This is a genomic window from Mucilaginibacter roseus (genome assembly GCF_021215455.1).
Classification (GTDB): Bacteria; Bacteroidota; Bacteroidia; order Sphingobacteriales; family Sphingobacteriaceae; genus Mucilaginibacter; species Mucilaginibacter roseus.
This window is the reverse complement of record NZ_JAJPWV010000003.1, coordinates 365,083-383,514: the sequence shown is the minus strand read 5'-3', so window position 1 is coordinate 383,514 and position 18,432 is coordinate 365,083. Positions and strand designations below refer to the sequence as shown.

General features: G+C 45.6%; 18 protein-coding genes. 1 reads left to right on the top strand and 17 read right to left on the bottom strand.

Going from position 1 to position 18,432, the window contains the following annotated elements:
- Positions 1 to 21: 21 nt before the first annotated feature.
- From LT679_RS10775 to LT679_RS10735, 9 genes are all read right to left on the bottom strand, one after another.
- On the bottom strand, positions 22 to 1,017 hold the full coding sequence (locus LT679_RS10775) for an acetyl-CoA carboxylase carboxyltransferase subunit alpha (protein ID WP_232177597.1): 996 nt from the start codon (positions 1,015 to 1,017) through the stop codon (positions 22 to 24).
- A gap of 50 nt (positions 1,018 to 1,067) precedes the next feature.
- Positions 1,068 to 1,568 carry a hypothetical protein gene (locus LT679_RS10770; protein WP_232177596.1) on the bottom strand — a complete coding sequence of 167 codons (501 nt, stop codon included), beginning with the start codon at positions 1,566 to 1,568 and terminating at the stop codon, positions 1,068 to 1,070.
- Positions 1,569 to 1,613: 45 nt separating this feature from the next.
- Complete coding sequence (locus tag LT679_RS10765) at positions 1,614 to 2,315, bottom strand: fatty acid desaturase (RefSeq protein WP_232177595.1); 702 nt, start codon at positions 2,313 to 2,315, stop codon at positions 1,614 to 1,616.
- Positions 2,316 to 2,368: 53 nt separating this feature from the next.
- Complete coding sequence (locus tag LT679_RS10760) at positions 2,369 to 3,145, bottom strand: M90 family metallopeptidase (RefSeq protein ID WP_232177594.1); 777 nt, start codon at positions 3,143 to 3,145, stop codon at positions 2,369 to 2,371.
- Positions 3,146 to 3,162: 17 nt separating this feature from the next.
- On the bottom strand, positions 3,163 to 3,888 hold the full coding sequence (locus tag LT679_RS10755) for a hypothetical protein (RefSeq protein ID WP_232177593.1): 726 nt from the start codon (positions 3,886 to 3,888) through the stop codon (positions 3,163 to 3,165).
- A gap of 103 nt (positions 3,889 to 3,991) precedes the next feature.
- Entirely contained in the window at positions 3,992 to 5,650 is a 1,659-nt protein-coding gene (locus tag LT679_RS10750) for a pyruvate dehydrogenase complex dihydrolipoamide acetyltransferase (RefSeq protein WP_232177592.1), read from the bottom strand.
- A gap of 22 nt (positions 5,651 to 5,672) precedes the next feature.
- Positions 5,673 to 6,668: a pyruvate dehydrogenase (acetyl-transferring) E1 component subunit alpha gene (gene pdhA / locus LT679_RS10745; RefSeq protein ID WP_232177591.1), complete on the bottom strand. Its 996-nt coding sequence runs from the start codon at positions 6,666 to 6,668 to the stop codon at positions 5,673 to 5,675.
- Between the two features lie 220 nt (positions 6,669 to 6,888).
- Positions 6,889 to 8,568 carry an energy-dependent translational throttle protein EttA gene (ettA, locus tag LT679_RS10740; RefSeq protein WP_232177590.1) on the bottom strand — a complete coding sequence of 560 codons (1,680 nt, stop codon included), beginning with the start codon at positions 8,566 to 8,568 and terminating at the stop codon, positions 6,889 to 6,891.
- Positions 8,569 to 8,637: 69 nt separating this feature from the next.
- The gene (locus LT679_RS10735; RefSeq protein ID WP_232177589.1) at positions 8,638 to 9,159 is read right to left on the bottom strand and encodes a hypothetical protein; all 522 of its coding nucleotides are present in this window, start codon (positions 9,157 to 9,159) and stop codon (positions 8,638 to 8,640) included.
- Between the two features lie 397 nt (positions 9,160 to 9,556).
- Between LT679_RS10735 and LT679_RS10730 the strand changes: the two genes are divergently transcribed.
- A complete protein-coding gene (locus LT679_RS10730) occupies positions 9,557 to 12,088 on the top strand; it encodes an ATP-dependent Clp protease ATP-binding subunit (protein WP_232177588.1) in 2,532 nt (843 codons plus the stop codon).
- Between the two features lie 68 nt (positions 12,089 to 12,156).
- On the opposite strand, the gene LT679_RS10725 is transcribed toward LT679_RS10730, so the two are convergent.
- From LT679_RS10725 to LT679_RS10690, 8 genes are all read right to left on the bottom strand, one after another.
- Entirely contained in the window at positions 12,157 to 12,543 is a 387-nt protein-coding gene (locus LT679_RS10725) for a DoxX family protein (protein WP_232177587.1), read from the bottom strand.
- Positions 12,540 to 13,430: an SRPBCC family protein gene (locus tag LT679_RS10720; RefSeq protein ID WP_232177586.1), complete on the bottom strand. Its 891-nt coding sequence runs from the start codon at positions 13,428 to 13,430 to the stop codon at positions 12,540 to 12,542. The genes LT679_RS10725 and LT679_RS10720 overlap by 4 nt, the downstream gene beginning before the upstream one ends.
- Positions 13,431 to 13,433: 3 nt before the next feature.
- Positions 13,434 to 13,931: an SRPBCC family protein gene (locus tag LT679_RS10715; protein ID WP_232177585.1), complete on the bottom strand. Its 498-nt coding sequence runs from the start codon at positions 13,929 to 13,931 to the stop codon at positions 13,434 to 13,436.
- Positions 13,928 to 14,260, bottom strand: a complete 333-nt coding sequence (locus tag LT679_RS10710; RefSeq protein WP_228954465.1) for an ArsR/SmtB family transcription factor — start codon at positions 14,258 to 14,260, stop codon at positions 13,928 to 13,930. Before LT679_RS10710 ends, LT679_RS10715 begins: the two co-directional genes overlap by 4 nt.
- 144 nt (positions 14,261 to 14,404) lie before the next feature.
- Positions 14,405 to 15,328 carry an RraA family protein gene (locus LT679_RS10705; protein WP_232177584.1) on the bottom strand — a complete coding sequence of 308 codons (924 nt, stop codon included), beginning with the start codon at positions 15,326 to 15,328 and terminating at the stop codon, positions 14,405 to 14,407.
- A gap of 23 nt (positions 15,329 to 15,351) precedes the next feature.
- The gene (locus LT679_RS10700) at positions 15,352 to 16,590 is read right to left on the bottom strand and encodes an amidohydrolase/deacetylase family metallohydrolase (protein WP_232177583.1); all 1,239 of its coding nucleotides are present in this window, start codon (positions 16,588 to 16,590) and stop codon (positions 15,352 to 15,354) included.
- Positions 16,591 to 16,631: 41 nt separating this feature from the next.
- Positions 16,632 to 17,843, bottom strand: coding sequence for an aminotransferase class V-fold PLP-dependent enzyme (locus tag LT679_RS10695; RefSeq protein WP_232177582.1), 1,212 nt, complete (start codon positions 17,841 to 17,843; stop codon positions 16,632 to 16,634).
- Positions 17,844 to 17,872: 29 nt separating this feature from the next.
- A complete protein-coding gene (locus tag LT679_RS10690) occupies positions 17,873 to 18,331 on the bottom strand; it encodes a RidA family protein (RefSeq protein ID WP_228954458.1) in 459 nt (152 codons plus the stop codon).
- Positions 18,332 to 18,432 lie beyond the last annotated feature (101 nt).

The following is an 18,432-nucleotide window of genomic DNA, read 5'->3' as shown; positions in this document are numbered from 1 at the left end:
TGTTTATATTGTTTAAATATTTTATTCCGGTTGTTTAGCCGCTGGCTCGGCAACTTCAGGCTCATCCTCAATAACAACACCCATTGAACCGAATTTGTCGATACGCTCCGAAACCAGTTGATTAACGTCTTTTTGTTTAAGCTCTTTAAGTTCCTTAATCAATTGCTTTTTCAGGATAGTAGCCATAGCCACCGGATCCTGATGGGCACCGCCAAGAGGCTCCTTAACCACGCCGTCAATCAGCTTGTTCTTTAGCATCTCGGTGGAGGTTAATTTTAATACTTCTGCCGCGCGCTCCTTGTTTTCCCAGGTTTTCCAAAGAATGGTCGAGCAGTTCTCCGGAGAGATAACTGAATACCAAGAGTTATCCAGCATCAGTACTCTATCGCCAATGCCAATACCCAATGCACCGCCCGATGCACCCTCGCCAATGATAACGCAGATAACCGGAACTTTAAGTACCGACATTTCCAGCAGGTTGCGGGCAATGGCTTCGCCTTGTCCGCGTTCCTCGGCTTCCAGGCCGGGATAGGCTCCGGGGGTATCGATTAACGTAATAACAGGCTTGTTAAATTTCTCGGCCAGTTTCATCAGTCGCAAAGCTTTGCGGTAGCCCTCGGGGTTGGCCATACCAAAGTTGCGGAACTGGCGCTCTTTGGTATTACGTCCCTTTTGATGGCCGATGATCATTACCGTTTGGCCGCCAAGGGTAGCAAAACCACCTACAATGGCTTTATCATCACCCACGGTACGGTCGCCGTGCAGCTCAATAAAATCATCACACATCAGCTCTATATACTGTAAAGTATAAGGGCGCTCCGGATGACGGGATATCTGCACCTTTTGCCAACCGGTAAGGTTGCCATAAATATCTTTTTGTGCTTGTTCAAGCTTGGTTTGCAGCTCAGCAATAGTGGCCGACATATCCAGCTTGTTTTTATCTTCTATTTGTACAACCTTGTCAATCTGCTGTTGCAGTTCGGCTAACGGTTTCTCAAAATCAAATGAAATTTTCATACAACTCTATCAATCACGCGCCAAAGTTAAATAAAAGCAACGGCAAATCGTTATTTGTTCTCCTGTAAACGCTCAAACTTATTTATTTGCTTTACTGTAAGCAGTTTCTGTGTCTTGAGGCATGCCTGCAAAATAGCATTTCGCAGTTCACCCTGGTATATGCCGTAGCGGTTAGTGTAATAGATCAGGTTGCCGTCGTTAATCTTTTTTATCCGGAAAAGGCTGTCAATTGCCCGCTCATTACGGATGATGAATACGCCCATCTCTTTTTTCTTACGGATCAGCTCGGTATTGATGGCGGTTATTTTGCTTACCTGCGCATCGTCCAGCTTTAACTTATCCTTTACGGCAAGTACTTTATCCGGCGCAGGGTAATGGTTCAGCTCCGCTGCCCAGCTCATGTTATACAGGTCGTCGCCCTTTTGCAGGGCATCATATTGTTTAAGGCTGAGTGTTTTTACTTCTGATGGCTTAGTGGCGCTATCTGTTTGAGCGATTGCACCTGCCGAAAGGATGGTAATAAAAGATAATGTTATTACTGTTTTAAGCATAAGTGATTGTTTAACCTAAAACGACTTACCGCGGTGGGTAGTATATCAATGTTTGCCGTTTGCCTGCGATTGAGGCGGGAGAGGCGCTTTCCACAATTGCCACCAAGGTGTTGCCGGCGACTCGTGATGCTCGTAATGATAGCCAAAAAAATAACAGCTTATAAATGCCCAAACATGGTTACGGCGCTGGCTGCGGGCTTGGTGATGGTTATCGTGTTCGCCTTTATGGGGCAGATACGTGCCGAAGTAAAATAATTGAAGAGTGCTCAATAAAGACGGCACCACCCAGAAGAGGATTAGGTTTGGCTCAGGTATCCATAGTTTAAGAATATTGAATGCAGCCGCCATAATAACGATCTGCCAAATGGATAGATAGTTGCGTATAAAACGCGCATACCAGCTTAAAAAACTACCGTGATGATAATCCGGATCGTCATCGGTATGCACATGCCGGTGGTGCATATGGTGCTTTTTATGTAGATGCGGGTACCAGAACGAGGCATATAGAAATGTACTGATGAAGCCAATGGCATTATTCAGGCCTTTGTTAGATGATACCGTGCCGTGCATGGCATCATGGGCTGTAATGAAAAGGCCGGTGTACAGGTGCACTTGCAATAGGATGAACAGGTAAAGCAGCGGATTAGCAAAATCGACCGTCCATTGCATTAACATCACGATGGACGTTGCCCAGCAGCCAATCACAATAAGCGCGACTATAATACCCGTGTTCGATCTGTTTTGCATATTACCGGCAGTTACGCAGCAAATTTCTGTCCAAGATAGTTAAATCTCTGTAATCAGTTTTCGGCCGGGTCTTGTCCGAAAGCTTTGCTTAGCAGCTCGTACAGTTCCGGGTGGCGGGCCTGCAGTTTATCGGGCTTCTCAAAAAAGTATTCAGAAACTACAGCAAAGAACTCCGCCTCGTTGGTAGCGGCGTAAGGGTTAATGTCCGATTTTCCTTCCTCTATACGCCGTATCTCTTTATGCATCATGCGCACCCAGGGCTTGATGTATTCGTTTGGCAGCAATTGCTCGGGGATGCCATCGGTAGCGCCGTCAACCTTATCCAGCAGGTGCACAAACTCGTGTATACCGGTGTTTTCGGCACCTGAGTTTTTAGAAAATCCTTTTTCAAGCGCTTTGCGCGAGAGGATCATCTGTCCGTTCATATAGCCGCTGCCTACCATGCCCATAATACTGCGGCCGCTTTCGCCCTCAAACTGGTATTCCTCATCAAACGTGTCGGGGTAAAGCAGCACGTTGGTCACGTTACGGTAACTCCAATCCTTAAAAGCGAAAATGGGTATCACCGCGCTTGATGCAACCATCAACCGGTCAGCATCATTTACTTCAAGGCCTACGCCCTCAATATGCACCGCATCCAGAAACTGCTCTATCTTGTCCTCAAAGTAAAGCTTGTCGGTATCATTCAAAGTATTATAAAAGTCGATACGCTGCGCAAGCAATTTCTTCTGCGCATCATTAAGTATAACCTGCGTAAGCGCCCGTTTATGCTTGCGTTGAAATAAGGTGTAGGAGATGATGATTGCGGCGATGACGGCGATGTAGAGCATGAGGTAAATTTATAATATTAACACCCCATTGGTGTTTCTATAACAATCAATTTCACGATTTTTTTTCCTGAAGTCTTTAGTTTGCCTGTTAATCTTAAAAAGAAATGGCTTATGCCAACATTGCTTGGGGCATCTGTAACTTTATTAACATTTCTTATAAGGGTATCCCATCTTTGTCCGCAATGCTTTTTTACGGCAGATCTAAATTCTCTGATGCTTACGCTCGGAAATTTTTGCGAATCTTTTTCGCTGTAGTCTAAACAAATAAAATCCCCATCTTTATTTCTGTGTAATCGCTTCCATTCTGAGTTATAATGTTTCCATTCAAGCATATCACAATGAGGCCCTTCATCAGCAATTGATACGCTGGTTTTATACCGTTGTTCCAATTTAACATCGGTTAAGCCGTCAGAATTAAGTGATATTAACTGTCCCTCGATTGTTTCACCTAAATCAACAAGGAGTTTAACCGTATCCGCTTGGGTTGCCATAGTGGTTGTACTGTCATCAAATAAGATAAGCTGTTTTATTTTGAGTGATAGTTCTGGGTAGATAATTGTGATAGTGCTGTCAGATAACGTTTTATCACTTATTCTTACAGTGTCAACAGATCTATTTGATTTATTGACAATAGGAGAAAAAGTACTGTCAACTTTAGGTGTATGTTTCTTGCTATTGGAAGTGTTATCACAAGCAGAAAATACAGTTAAACTAGCTATGAAAAAGAAAAATAGCTGTTTCATTTTGTAACAAGGTTTTCTAAAAATTTATAAAAAAAGCGATGAGCCTAAACCCATCGCTTTTTTCTTCCGGACTTTCCGTCTTTACCGGCTTCCGGACTTAAAATTATATCAGTAACCTAACCGGTTCTTCTAATAGTGCTTTCAGGGTTTGCAGGAAGGCCGCTGCTGATGCACCGTCAACTGTACGGTGGTCAGAGCTTAAGGTAACCTTCATTACATTGCCCGGTACTACCGCGCCGTTTTTAACAACCGGAACCGCCTGTATACCGCTAACCGCTAATATACATGAGTTTGGTGTGTTAATGATTGCGGTAAACTCGTCAACGCCAAACATACCCAGGTTGGAGATGGTAAAGGTTGAGCCTTCCATTTCATTTGGCTGAAGTTTTTTGTCCTTAGCTTTTTTAGCGAATTCTTTTACCTCAACTGAAAGGTGGCTTAATGATTTGCCATCAGCGAATTTAATAACCGGTACCAGCAGGCCTTCATCAACCGCTACGGCTACACCGATGTGTACGTGCTCGTTAAAGCGTATCTTATCGCCTAACCAGGCTGAGTTAATAACCGGGTGCTGTTTCAATGCAACGGCACAGGCTTTAAGCACCAGGTCGTTAAATGAAATTTTAACCGGTGCAATGTCGTTCATTTTAACACGGGCTGCCATAGCTGCATCCATATCGATTGACATGGTTACAAAGAAATGCGGCGCTGTGAATAAACTTTCAGACAAACGGCGACCGATAGCCTTACGCATTTGCGTAACCGGTTTCTCGGTAAATCTCTCTTCGCCGGTATAAGTTGGTAAAGAGATCGCTTTTTCAGTTTTAACTGGAGCAGCGGCTTCCTTAGTAGCGGCTTCCTGAACTTCTTTAGTTGATGGGGTAAAGCCCTCAATATCTTTCTTCACGATACGGCCACCATCAGCGCTGCCTTTTACCTCATTAAGGTTAATGCCTTTATCCTTAGCAATTTTACGTGCTAACGGAGAGGCTTTAACGCGGCTGTCGTCATCTGAAGTAGCAGCTTGCTCTTTAGTAGCAGTTGCAGAAGCAGTTGCAGTTTCAGCAGATTTTTCTTCACTGCTACCGCCGGTGCTGCTGCTACCGGTATCAGCGCCACCATCCAACAATGGCTGTATATCTGTACCTTCTTTACCTACAATGGCAATGATATCATTAACCTTGGCGGCTTCACCTTCTTTTACACCAATGTAAAGCAGGGTGCCTTCTTCGTAACCAACAACCTCCATAGTGGCTTTGTCGGTTTCAACATCGGCCAGTGAGTCGTCAGATTTTACCTTGTCGCCTACCTTAAAGTTCCATTTGTTGATAACGCCCTCGGTCATGGTATCGCTTAATAAAGGCATACGTATAACCGCGGCAGGTATGCTTGAAAGGTCAACCTTTGGTTTGCTTTCACCCGCAGGTTTGCTTTCTTCTTTTTTATCTTCGGCTGGTTTTTCCTCTTTCTTATCGGCCGCAGCACTACCGCCTTCGGCTTCAAGAGCAGCTTTGTAGTCTTCGCCCTCTTTACCTAATACGGCAATAACAGCGTCAACCGGTACGGCGGCACCTTCTTCAACACCAATGTAAAGCAGGGTACCATCCTGAAATGATTCAAAATCCATCGTGGCTTTATCGGTTTCAACCTCGGCCAATACATCGCCTGATTTTACCTGATCGCCAACTTTTTTATGCCATTTAGCCAATACCCCTTCAGTCATGGTATCGCTCATTTTTGGCATTTTAACTACTTCAGCCATATTATATTTGTGTGTATAATGGTTAGTCTAAAATGTAAGGATAATCTTGTTGCACATAAACGTCAGTATATAGTTCTGACGGATCAGGCCATGGCGACTCTTCAGCGAATTTTACCGCGTCATCAACAGTGGCTTTTATCTTGGCATCAATCTCCTCAAACCATTTCTCATCGGCATAACCTTCTTTTACGATGGTTTGTTTCACTATCTCGATAGGATCTTTCGCTTTGTAGCTTTCAAGCTCCTCTTTGGTACGATACTTTTGAGGGTCAGACATGGAGTGGCCTTTGTAACGGTAGGTACGCATCTCCAAAAAGGTCGGGCCTTCACCGGCACGGGCTCGTTGTACAGCCTCGTCCATAGCGTTGTGTACCGCAACCGGATCCATACCATCAACAGGTGATGAAGGGATGCCGTAAGGTATACCTAATTTGTAAATATCGGGCTCAATAGTAGTACGCGCAACTGATGTACCCATGGCGTAACCGTTGTTTTCGCAGATGAAGATAACAGGCAGCTTCCAAAGGGCAGCCATGTTAAAGGTTTCGTTTAAGGCACCCTGACGTACGGCACCGTCGCCCATGTAGCAAACGTTTACGTTATCAGTACCTTTATATTTCTCGGCGAAAGCGATACCTGCACCCAGTGGAATCTGGCCGCCTACGATACCGTGACCGCCGTAGAAATGGTTCTCTTTGTCGAACATGTGCATCGAGCCACCTTTACCTTTTGAGCAACCGGTAATTTTACCATACATTTCGGCCATTACAGCTCTTGGCGATGTGCCTTTTGCCAGGGCGTGGGCGTGATCACGGTAAGCCGTAATCAGGCTGTCCTCATGGCGTATTACCGACATAGCACCGGCAAGCACCGCTTCCTGACCTATGTACAAGTGGCAAAAGCCCCTGATTTTTTGCTGACCATAAAGTTGTCCGGTTTTTTCCTCGAACTTGCGCATCAACTGCATCGACTCGTACCACATCAGGTAGGTGTCTTTATTTATTTCGATTGAACTCATGTTTATTAAAGAACCTTTTTTTAAGATGCGCAAATCTAATTATTGATTTTATAAAATGGAAATCCATTGCGATTGTTACCTTAATTATACCCTTTTTTTACAAAGAGATACACATGGCAGACAATTGCCTAACCGCAATTGTTAAAAAGGCATTAAAGATTTGGAGATAACGTGCTGATTGCAAATAAAAAATGCCGACGTGTGCCGGCATTTTTTATGGTTAACCCAGTTTTTTGTATTTAATACGCTTTGGACCTGTATCGCCAAGGCGTTTTTTGCGGTTTTCCTCATACTCAGTATAGTTACCCTCAAAGAAGTAAACCTGCGAGTCGCCCTCAAAGGCGAGTATATGGGTACAGATACGGTCAAGAAACCAACGGTCGTGACTGATGATCACGGCGCAACCGCCAAAGTTCTCCAGCGCTTCTTCAAGCGAACGAAGTGTGTTAACGTCGATATCGTTTGTAGGCTCATCCAGCAGTAAAACGTTACTGCCTTTTTTAAGCGTGATGGACAGATGTACACGGTTACGCTCACCACCTGAAAGTACGCCTACCTTTTTCTGCTGATCGGCACCGTTAAAGTTAAAGCGCGATACGTAAGCTCGTGAGTTGATGGTACGGTTGCCCACCACAATGTTATCAGTGCCGCCGGTTACGTTTTCCCAAACAGATTTATTGGGTTCAAGGTCGTCGTGCATCTGGTCAACATATCCTAAGGCAACGGTTTCGCCCACACGGAAGCTACCCGCATCCGGTGTTTCCTGTCCGGTGATAAGGCGGAACAAGGTAGTTTTACCGGCGCCGTTAGGGCCGATGATGCCTACTATGCCCGCAGGCGGCAGCGAGAAGCTCAGGTTTTCAAACAATACTTTATCGCCATAGGCCTTGGTAACATTGGTTGCCTCAATAACCACGTTGCCCAAACGGGGGCCCGGCGGAATGAATAGCTCCAGCTTTTCTTCTCTGTCCTTAGTTTCCTCTGATGCCAGTTTCTCGTAGTTTGATAAGCGGGCCTTACCTTTTGCCTGGCGGGCTTTTGGCGCCATGCGCACCCATTCCAGCTCGCGCTCCAGGGTTTTTTGGCGCTTGCTTTCGGTTTTTTCTTCCTGTGCCAGGCGTTTGGCTTTTTGGTCAAGCCATGAGGAGTAATTTCCCTTCCAAGGGATGCCCTCGCCACGGTCAAGTTCCAGTATCCAACCGGCCACATTATCCAAAAAGTAACGGTCGTGCGTAACGGCAATTACAGTGCCTTTATATTGTTGCAGGTGCTGCTCCAGCCAGTCTATTGATTCAGCATCCAGGTGGTTGGTCGGCTCGTCCAGTAATAATACATCCGGCTCCTGTAACAACAAGCGGCACAAAGCCACACGGCGGCGCTCACCACCCGATAGCACGGCTATCTTGGTGTCAGGCTCCGGGCAGCGCAATGCATCCATAGCACGTTCCAGTTTGGTATCCAGTTCCCAGGCGTTCACGGCATCTATCTTATCCTGCAATTCGCCCTGGCGCGCCATCAGCTTATCCATTTTATCGGCATCGCTGTAGTATTCTTCCAGTCCGAATTTTTCGTTAATGTCTTCGTATTCTTTTAAAATAGAGGTTATCTCGGCTACACCTTCCTCAACCACTTCGCGTACGGTTTTTTCAGGATCAAGCTCCGGCTCCTGGCTTAACATGCCAACGGTATAGCCCGGCGAAAACACCACTTCGCCCTGGTAGCTTTTATCAACCCCGGCAATAATTTTTAGTAGCGATGATTTACCCGAGCCATTTAAACCGATAACGCCGATTTTAGCACCGTAAAAGAAAGAGAGGTATATGTTTTTAAGAACCTGTTTTTGTGGCGGGAATATTTTATTCACCCCGGCCATCGAGAATATTATTTTTTCGTCTGCCATTATTTGCTTGTTAGAAGGGGCAAATATCTGCTAATGAATATTAATAAGCCAAAAAAAAGCGATAAAGGTTTAACGGCTTGCTTCGCCGCCCCTTATCATTATCTTTCCATCCTTAACGCTCGTGAAAATTGTTACTACCGATGTGTTGGGCAAGGCGGTTTTAAAATACGGCATATTTGCAGCCGGTGTAAGCTTTACCGATCTCAGATAGCTTTCTGGCACACGTACGTTTGCGGTATCGGTTAACAGCTTGTCATCCCACACATATATTACAGGTTGTTTGTTTTTTACCGCTATACCTTTTATTCGTAAAATATCTTTAATAGATAACAATTTGTCGGCAAGAATTCTTTTCAAAAAGGCTGGGTTGTTAAGGGTGATGTAAACGGCGCCGTTAGGGTGCTCATCATCAGTTTTGATCACATGTATTTCCTTGATGCTATCCGGCTTAATAAAATCGAAGTAAGCACGGTTAACTATAGTACCGTCAACATAGTAAACAGGTGCTTTGTGGGTATTATGATTTTGCGCTAAGGTTGCGTTTGCCGAAATAAGCAGGCATACTACTGCTAATAAAATGATTCTTTTCATAACTGGTTTGGTTTGAGTAATAAAGGTAGTAACTAACAGGATAATAATTAAGTAACTGACATAAAAAATATATGTCGTTATGTCATCCGTGCTGACGAATTTGCCGTAAGTGTTAATAAAGGGCTTCAGTAAGTTTTACCAATTAAACTTTTTGACTGCCCGGTGTGTCAAAATATTGGATTTCAACGTATTTGTAAAAATAAAAAGAAAAACGCTGCTTTTGTTGTTATAAAATTGTTGGGATTAGTTAAAATTTATAGATTGCATTATCATCGCAATGTCTGTTTTAGGTAGCCCCCGATTATTGGCAGTGTTGTTGATAAAAATAGGAAAATCACGTCTTTAACAATTAATGCGAATTGAAAGGTAGGGACGTTCACACATAAGAAAGGTATATATGGAAGCTAAATTTTCGCCACGCGTTAAGGATGTGATACAATATAGCAGGGAAGAGGCCATCCGCCTCGGGCATGATTATATCGGTACCGAACATCTTTTGTTAGGTTTAATTCGCGATGGTGACGGTGTAGCAATAAAATTGCTCAAGGGTTTCAGCGTTGATACCGCTAAACTGCGCCGTGCTGTTGAAGATGCCGTAAAAGGAACAACCGGAACTAACGTAAACATTGGCAGCATACCGCTGACCAAACAAGCTGAAAAGGTATTAAAGATAACTTACCTTGAAGCAAAAATATTTAAAAGCGATGTGATAGGTACGGAGCACCTGCTGTTGTCTATCCTGCGCGACGAGGATAATATAGCCTCGCAGATACTATCACAGTTCAACGTGAACTACGAGGTATTTAAAGCGGCTGTTGAATCGCACAAAAACGACATTACCGACGAGATGCCGGGTTCGTCAACCGGCGGCGATGATGACTTTAAGGAAGAAGAATCATTCAGCCAGCCGAAAAAGGTGTCAGACATCAAATCAAAAACACCTGTGCTTGACAATTTTGGCCGTGATTTGACCAAGGCTGCCGAAGAAGGTCGTTTGGACCCAATCGTTGGCCGTGAAAAAGAAATCGAACGTGTATCGCAGATATTGTCTCGCCGTAAAAAGAACAACCCCATTTTAATAGGTGAACCGGGCGTGGGTAAGTCAGCCATTGCCGAGGGTTTGGCGCTACGTATAGTGCAGCGTAAAGTATCGCGTGTATTGTTCAACAAACGCGTAGTTACGCTTGACCTGGCATCGCTGGTGGCAGGTACCAAATACCGCGGCCAGTTTGAAGAACGTATGAAAGCCGTGATGAACGAACTGGAAAAATCTCCGGATGTGATTTTGTTCATTGATGAGATCCACACCATTGTGGGTGCCGGCGGCGCTTCAGGCTCGCTGGATGCATCGAACATGTTTAAACCGGCTTTAGCCAGGGGAGAAATACAATGCATTGGCGCGACTACTTTAGACGAATATCGCCAGTACATTGAAAAGGATGGCGCTTTGGATCGCCGTTTCCAAAAGGTAATGGTTGAGCCTGCTACTCCTGATGAAACCGTTGAGATATTGAACCGCATTAAGGAGAAATATGAGGAGCACCACGGTGTTACTTATACTCCTGAAGCTATTGAAGCTTGCGTTAACCTGACTACCCGCTATATTACCGACAGGTTTTTACCTGACAAGGCGATAGACGCGCTTGACGAAGCAGGTTCACGTGTGCACTTAACCAATATCCACGTACCGCAAAATATACTGGATATTGAGCAAAAGATAGAGCAGATCAAGATCGAGAAAAACAAAGTAGTACGCAGCCAGAAGTATGAAGAAGCAGCTAAGCTTCGCGATACCGAAAAGCACCTGCTTGAAGAGCTTGACCAGGCAAAATCAGTTTGGGAAGCCGAGACAAAATCAAAACGTTATACCGTAAGCGAAGATAACGTTGCCGAGGTGGTAGCCATGATGACCGGCATACCGGTACAGAAGGTTGGCCAGGCTGACAGCGCTAAGCTGCTTGCCATGACCAATACCATATCAGGCAAGATCATTGGACAGGACGACGCTATCAAAAAGCTTACACGAGCCATACAACGTACCCGTGCCGGTTTGAAAGATCCGAAAAAACCGATTGGTTCTTTCATCTTCCTTGGCCCAACAGGTGTTGGTAAAACGGAATTAGCCAAAGAGCTTGCCCGCTTTATGTTTGATACCGAGGACGCGCTGATACAAATTGATATGAGCGAGTACATGGAAAAATTCGCGGTATCACGTTTAGTAGGAGCGCCTCCGGGATACGTAGGTTACGAAGAAGGCGGACAGTTAACCGAGAAGGTACGCCGTAAACCATATGCGGTGGTATTGCTTGACGAGATCGAGAAGGCGCACCCAGACGTATTTAACATCCTGTTACAGGTGTTAGACGAAGGTCAGCTAACCGACTCATTAGGCCGTAAGGTTGACTTCAGGAATACCATCATCATCATGACCTCTAACATAGGTGCACGCCAGTTGAAGGATTTCGGTCAGGGTGTAGGTTTCACTACCGCTGCCAAAACATCGCAAGCTGAAGCTCATTCAAGAGGCGTGATTGAAAATGCGCTGAAACGTGCTTTCGCGCCGGAGTTTCTGAACCGTATTGATGATGTGATCGTGTTTAACGCATTGGGCAAAGAGGAAATATTCAAGATCATCGATATAGAACTTGCTCACTTGTTTGGACGTGTTAACAGCTTAGGTTACAAAATTGAGCTTACAGACGGTGCCAAGGAGTTTATAGCTGAGAAAGGTTACGACTCGCAATTCGGTGCCCGTCCGCTTAAACGCGCTATTCAGAAATATCTTGAAGATCCGATTGCTGAAGAAATTCTGAAAGGTGAATTGAATGATGGCGATGTGATGCAGGTTGATTACGATAAGGAAGCCGATCAGATCAAGATCATCGACAAAAAAAGCGAAGGTAAAACTACCGAAGAAGAATCTAAATAAGGTTCAACGCACATAATACAAAGCCCGCTGATTTTGTCAGCGGGCTTTGTGTTTTATAATAATATTTGCTACCTGAGTGATTGGGTGGCTTTCAGCTTTAGCTTTTTATGCCAGTAGATGTATGACATAACAATGAATACAAAGCCTAATAGGATAGGTGCCCACATCATTGGCGGGTCGCCGGCTGCAATAAAAGAATAAACTGCGCCTATCAGATCGAACGTAAAACCGGCGTAGGCCCATTCTTTCACGCGCTGAAAACCGGGTACCAACAATGCTATGCAACCTAAAACCTTGAGTACACTCAGCAGTGGCAAAACGTGCGGACCAAAGCCAATATGTTTCATCATGGCGTTTGCCTCGGGCGTGGGCTTAAAGCCGCCAATAGCCGAGAACAGCATGGATGTTACCAGCAGGATGGTAAATATCCAGTAAATAATGTTCACTGTTTTCATGATATAAGTTGATTTATGTAATTGGTTAATTTGTTCAATGTTTGGTTACCACCATCAGCAGCGCCAAATTCACGTACCACATATTCAAGCTCTTCTGCACTGTGGAACAGCAGGCGCATGGTAAGGCGGGTTTGGTTAATGCCTGCCTCCTCTAAAGTTACGGATCCCTCAAACTGGCCGTTATCTCCCTCATGCTCACCATGAAGGTAGCGGATTTTTTCGGGCTTTACTACTTCAATATATTTTATAAAGTTAGGATAGTCTCGCCCGTCGGGCCCGTGCATCATGTATTTCCAGCTACCGCCTTCACGGGCATCCATATAGTCAATGGTATTGGTAAAGCCATTTGGCCCCCACCAGTTAATGATGTGTTCTGGTTTTGTCCAAACGTCAAAAACCAGTTCACGTGGAGCATTCAGCAATCGGCTAAAAATCAGCTCGCGGTTGGCAGGCATGGTGCTTAACACCTTTTCCAGCCGGTCAAAATTCTGCTCGTTGGCGGGTTTAACAAAATCTTTTACCTTGTTGTATTCTTCATCGCTTTCAAAAGCCATTGTAAATACAACTTTGGTTTTACCTGATGAATATCCGAACGTCAGCGAACCTGTAAATACGTGTACCGGGTCAAGGTGCTTATACACGATAAGCTCAGGCGCTATTACTTGCTCAAACTTGCTCACGTTATAAAAGTCCTGTCCATCGGGGCTGTGCATGGTCAGCGTCCAGTCGCCGCCTGTTTTAAGGTTAAATGTGTGGATGGTATTGGTAAAGCCATCAGGTCCCCACCATTGCGCCAGGTATTCCGGATGGGCGAAGGCATTGTATACCTGCTCGCGTTGATAATTAAATTCGCGGATGCTGGTAATGGTGTTCTTCTCGTTTTGCATGATCTATTGTTTTGAGAGATAATTTTCCAACTGAACAAATGAGCCCGCGTAACCTTGCTGCATAGATGGATGCAAATCAGTAAATACTTTCGTTTCATCATCAGTAGCGTTAATGGGCTCAGCGGTTAGGGTAAGTAAGGTTTTGCCGTCCGATTCTTCAAGCGTGAGTATATTCAGTATCTCCAACGGCCAGTTTGGGAAGAATGGGCCGCGGGTAAGGTTGCCATCCTCGTCAGAAAATGAGCTTACAAACACCAGCTTGCCCGGTTCATCTATCTCACTGAATTTGAACAATCCCCACATCTCGCCATGCTGCGAATTTAAATGGTAATGGAACAAGCCTCCCGGTGTAAGGTTAAATTCCTTAACCGTTACGGTTGAGCCTTGCGGCCCCCACCATTGGGCGAGTGCTTCCCGGTCTGTCCAGGCTTTGAATACCAGCTGGATAGGCGCGTTGAGCGTACGCCTTAATACAAGTGACTGATTTGTAGTTTGTGTCATGGTTTATCGGTTTTAGTTTGTATTTGGTTAAGATATTGTTCGAGCGAATCAAGCCTGCTATTCCAAAATTTGCGGTATTGTTCTATCCATTCGGCCACTTCGCTTAGCTTATCAAACCGGCCTTCGCAGTAACGTTCGCGTCCCTGTTGCCTGATGGTAAGCAAGCCGCATTCGTGCAGTATTTTAACATGTAATGATACCGCTTGTCTGCTCACGTCAAACTTTTCGGCAAGGGCATTTACATTTTGGGGTTGATTAGCCACCATGCCTAAAATGGCACGGCGGGTAGGGTCGGCAATAGCCTGGAAAACATCACGTCTGGCATCCATAATAATATGCAAGTATTTGCTTGCAAATATATGCGCAATTAAATGCTTGCGCAAATTTTTTTATTTTTTTCAGATCCGTTTTAAACAACAAAGCCCCGTTGCTTAACAACGGGGCTAACGGGGCTTTGATAATTTCTTTTCAAATTACCAAGTACGCTTCTCCATAAATTGGTCTAACTGTGCGCGGGTCATTTTCATTTCTTCGGGATGTTTATCGAGCCATTTAATGAAGGCGTCTTTTATTTGTGGTGTCCATTGGCTATCGATTTCGCCGGTGGTATAGGTGCCGGCTTTCAGCATCTCCTGTCCAAACTTATCGCGCAAGCCGATAAATTCAGCGGTAATGATCACCTTTTCGGCCAGATGAGCCGGGATGAACAATACCCCTTCCCTTTCTGAGATCACCAGGTCGCCGGGCAACACAATGGCCTGCCCAATGCGGATAGGCGTGTTCAACCCCATCAAAACCGACTCGGCCAGATAAGAGGGATCAAAATCGCGCACAAAAGCGTTAAAACCATCTATTTTGGCAAGACCTTGCAAATCACGGGCACCACCATCAAAAATAACCCCGTTACTCGATTTTTTAAAGATGGAGTTGCCCAGGTTATCGCCAATCAGGGTGCCGTCTTTCACTTTGCCAAAGCCATCGGCCACGTACACATCGCCGGTGGTAAGTACGTCAATTGGCCAGGCGTTGGTGTTGCCCTTTCGGCCTTGCTTATTGCCGCGTTCTTTGATGTTCTTTTCAATATCAGGGCGCGTTGGCATAAACATGGCGGTTACCGCACGGCCAACAACCGGTTTGTCGTTCACGGTTTTCCAGCCACGCTCAAACTGGTTGTTGTAACCCTCGTTACGTAAGACTGTCCAGGCTTCTTCAATACCTATGTTTTTGGCACGTTCTACCAGCGCGTCAGGTATCTTGGGGCGACCATCTTTAAAGCGTTCGCCTTCCCATTCCGAGGTGTAAAATATTAGTTCATCGCGGGTAATGGTTTGGGCATTGGCATCAGCAAACCATCCTAATAATACACTTAAGCCAATAGTGATCTTTTTAAATCTCATATAAATAAACTTCAGCTAACAAATTAACGGATAGTGACGGGATTGGCAATGCCATTCAGATCATACACTATTTTACCAGCACGTACAGTCAGTTCACATTCCAGTTTTTTATCCGTTTCAATCTTGCGGCCGGTGTAATCAAACAGGCCAAATTTTCCCTTGCGTATGTTTAACACCGCTACATCAGCATCCGCGCCTACGCTTAGGTTACCCAATTCTTCATGCTTAATTTCCATTGCCGGGTTCGAGGTTGAAGCTTTGATCACGCTTTTCAGATCCATACCCAAAGCCAGAAATTTCGACATGGTGGTAAGCATATCCTTCATAGCATTGTTCATGCTGCCGGTGTGTATATCGGTACTGATGGAATTCGGGAAAAATCCTTCTTTTGCTGCTGGTATGGCCTGCGAAAAAGCGAAGCTAATGCCGCCATAACCTACATCAAAAAAGATTCCGCGCTTGCGGGCGTCCCACACAAAGGGTTTAACTTTTTGCGTTTGCTGATCCACAATATATTCCCGGCCGTTTATCTGTGCAAAGCAATGGGTAAAAATATCGCCCGGGCGCAGGTGCTGCATAAACAATTCTTCAATAGGCAATGGTGGCTGGCTTCCGCCAAAATCAATCATCACCGGAATATCGCCCGCCTCTTTGCCCGCGGCAACGGCACGGTCAACCGGTGCCCACTCGTGCCCCTCGTAATGCGCCACTTTAAACCCTACAATGTAGTTTTTAAACCGTTTAGCCATCAATGCCGACATACGGGTGTCCATATCGTTCAGGTTCTGCTCATACCCACCGCGCATACCCTCACCAACAATATTTAAAAACGCCAGCACCCGGGTTTGCGATTGATCAATGGTTTGTTCCTTAAACGTAGTAAAAGTACGCCAGCCCGAGCTGCCTGCATCAACCACGGTAGTTACCCCGTTGCGAAAAGTAAAGCCATCCGGGGGCAGGGCGAGGTTGCCGTTCTCATACTGATGATCGGGCGCGGTGCCAAAAAAATTATGAGAGTGAATATCGATCAGTCCGGGTGTAACGTAAAGGCCTTTGGCATCAACCGTTTGTTTGGCCGTGCCGCTGATGTTTTTAGCCACCTTAGCTATTTTACCTTCGGAAATGGCTACATCCATCACCTCATCAATATTATTCTTTGGGTCGATTACGTGGCCGCCCTTTATCAATATGCTGTAGGTTTGCGCCGATGCAGCATTGCCCAAACATAGTGCCGCCAGTATTAAAACGAGTATCTTTTTCATGGTATAATGTATCAAATATGCAACTCCGCAAAATGCCCGCTTTAGGCTGATGCAGCCTTTTGTAAAATAGCTTTAACCCTGTTAGCCACCACATCAATCTGATCCGTACGCAGCAGTACTACACCCACAATCAGCGAGTCGTCCCGCTCATTGGCAACAATGCTTGGTGTGCCGCTTTTTAATGTCGCGACCACCTGTTTGGGGGTGGTTTTTATTTTAGCCTGATCCCAGTTCACAAACAAGCTCGGGAAGGCATTCGCTGGTCCCGGATCAACCACCATGCGGGTTTTAACCGTTGGTACGGTTTCCAGTTTAGCGCCGATGGTTTTGGTACGCTGTTCCCAGTCGGCCCATTCCTTTTTATGGTCGCGCTCTAAATAGGCCTTCAGCGCGGCATACATGCCAAACATTTCTTCTTTATTAACCTTCATTGGCCTGCCAATCGGCGCCTCATGCGGACTATGGTTCAGCCGCGCCGCGGCTATCAGATCCTTGCGGCCAAACAACAGCCCGGCGCTTTGCGGCCCGCGGATCATTTTACCGCCCGAGAAGGTTACCAGGTCAAAGCCCATCTTCTGGAATTTGAACAGATTTTCAACCGGCGGCACATCGGCTGCGGCATCCAAAAAGGTAGGGATGTTTTTAGCCTTGGCCACCTTTAAAAATTCTTCATGCGTAATGCTGCTTTTACCCGCAGCATTGAAGAACAAGGCCATAACCGTATTGCTGTTGATAGCGGCAGCCATGGCGGCAGCACCCTCAACTTCGATAATCTTTGCGCCGGTGGTAAGCACCGCCTGGTCAAACAAATACCTGTGCGATTTTTGCATGATTACTTCGGGGCGTTGGCCTGGCAGGTTAGGCAGCATTTTTATCTTTTGCTCATCGGTACCTGTGATGCAGGCCGCCGTACCCAAAACCATAGCACATGCCGCGCCTGAGGTTACCATGGCCGCTTCGCAGTGTAGCATCTCGGCAATTTTGGCACCTACCTTATCCTGCAATTCATACAGGTTGGCAAAATCATGCGAGGTGGAATTGATGGCCTCCAGTACCTCCGGCAGCATCAGCGAGCCGGAAAGAAAGGTCATGGTAACCGATGCGTTGATCACCGGGGTAACGCCAAGTTCCTTAAAAAAATCGCGTTTAGGCGCAGGCGCCGCTTCGGGTGTAACCGCGCTCGCTGCCTTTGCTGTCAGCGCCCCCGCAAAGGGGAGCATTGACAGGCTTTTTATAACGTTTCTACGTTTCATTATCAAAGTTTAATGGTGGTTTTATCCGATCAGATGTAGGCAATGCAATCCATCTCAACCAGCGAATCGCCGGGTACGCCGCCTTTGGCAACAGCTACCGTGGTACGCACCGGAGGTTTTTTACCAAAGCGGCCTTTGTACACCTCGTTCATGCCTTTATAGTCGGCAATATCGTTCAGGTAAACATTCACCTTCAGTACCTTTTCCATTGATGAACCTGCCTTTTTAAGCTCCTGCTCAAGCTCTTTCAGCACGATCTCGGTATGGGCCTTAATTTCAAACGGTGCAGTGTGCGCACCTTTGCCTGCTATAAAGATCATGTTGCCCAATTTGGTCGAGCCTGAAAACAGCGGCACATCATCCTGCATGGTAACGTTGTTCACTTCCTTTTCCTCGGCTGCCTGTGCAGGAGCAGCCTTAGCCAGGCCAAAAACAGATAACCCGGCTACTGATGCCAACATTTTTTTTACGATCGATCTTCTTTCCATTGTAGTAATTTTTGTTTTTCCTTTATGTTGAATATGACTAAGTTAAAGAATGAATAGTCCGCCGGCAAATCATTAAACCGGCGGGGCTATTCGCCACTTAA

Excerpts from the sequence above, each read along its gene's own strand:
- ettA (WP_232177590.1), bottom strand. The coding sequence starts at position 8,568 with ATGGCAGACGAAAAAATAATATTCTCGATGGCCGGGGTGAATAAAATA.
- LT679_RS10690 (WP_228954458.1), bottom strand. The coding sequence starts at position 18,331 with ATGGAAAGAAGATCGATCGTAAAAAAAATGTTGGCATCAGTAGCCGGG.
- LT679_RS10750 (WP_232177592.1), bottom strand. The coding sequence starts at position 5,650 with ATGGCTGAAGTAGTTAAAATGCCAAAAATGAGCGATACCATGACTGAA.
- LT679_RS10730 (WP_232177588.1), top strand. The coding sequence starts at position 9,557 with ATGGAAGCTAAATTTTCGCCACGCGTTAAGGATGTGATACAATATAGC.
- LT679_RS10775 (WP_232177597.1), bottom strand. The coding sequence starts at position 1,017 with ATGAAAATTTCATTTGATTTTGAGAAACCGTTAGCCGAACTGCAACAG.
- LT679_RS10705 (WP_232177584.1), bottom strand. The coding sequence starts at position 15,328 with ATGAGATTTAAAAAGATCACTATTGGCTTAAGTGTATTATTAGGATGG.
- LT679_RS10760 (WP_232177594.1), bottom strand. The coding sequence starts at position 3,145 with ATGCTCTACATCGCCGTCATCGCCGCAATCATCATCTCCTACACCTTA.
- LT679_RS10725 (WP_232177587.1), bottom strand. The coding sequence starts at position 12,543 with ATGAAAACAGTGAACATTATTTACTGGATATTTACCATCCTGCTGGTA.
- LT679_RS10700 (WP_232177583.1), bottom strand. The coding sequence starts at position 16,590 with ATGAAAAAGATACTCGTTTTAATACTGGCGGCACTATGTTTGGGCAAT.
- LT679_RS10710 (WP_228954465.1), bottom strand. The coding sequence starts at position 14,260 with ATGGATGCCAGACGTGATGTTTTCCAGGCTATTGCCGACCCTACCCGC.
- LT679_RS10720 (WP_232177586.1), bottom strand. The coding sequence starts at position 13,430 with ATGCAAAACGAGAAGAACACCATTACCAGCATCCGCGAATTTAATTAT.
- LT679_RS10765 (WP_232177595.1), bottom strand. The coding sequence starts at position 2,315 with ATGCAAAACAGATCGAACACGGGTATTATAGTCGCGCTTATTGTGATT.
- LT679_RS10715 (WP_232177585.1), bottom strand. The coding sequence starts at position 13,931 with ATGACACAAACTACAAATCAGTCACTTGTATTAAGGCGTACGCTCAAC.
- pdhA (WP_232177591.1), bottom strand. The coding sequence starts at position 6,668 with ATGAGTTCAATCGAAATAAATAAAGACACCTACCTGATGTGGTACGAG.
- LT679_RS10755 (WP_232177593.1), bottom strand. The coding sequence starts at position 3,888 with ATGAAACAGCTATTTTTCTTTTTCATAGCTAGTTTAACTGTATTTTCT.
- LT679_RS10770 (WP_232177596.1), bottom strand. The coding sequence starts at position 1,568 with ATGCTTAAAACAGTAATAACATTATCTTTTATTACCATCCTTTCGGCA.
- LT679_RS10735 (WP_232177589.1), bottom strand. The coding sequence starts at position 9,159 with ATGAAAAGAATCATTTTATTAGCAGTAGTATGCCTGCTTATTTCGGCA.
- LT679_RS10695 (WP_232177582.1), bottom strand. The coding sequence starts at position 17,843 with ATGAAACGTAGAAACGTTATAAAAAGCCTGTCAATGCTCCCCTTTGCG.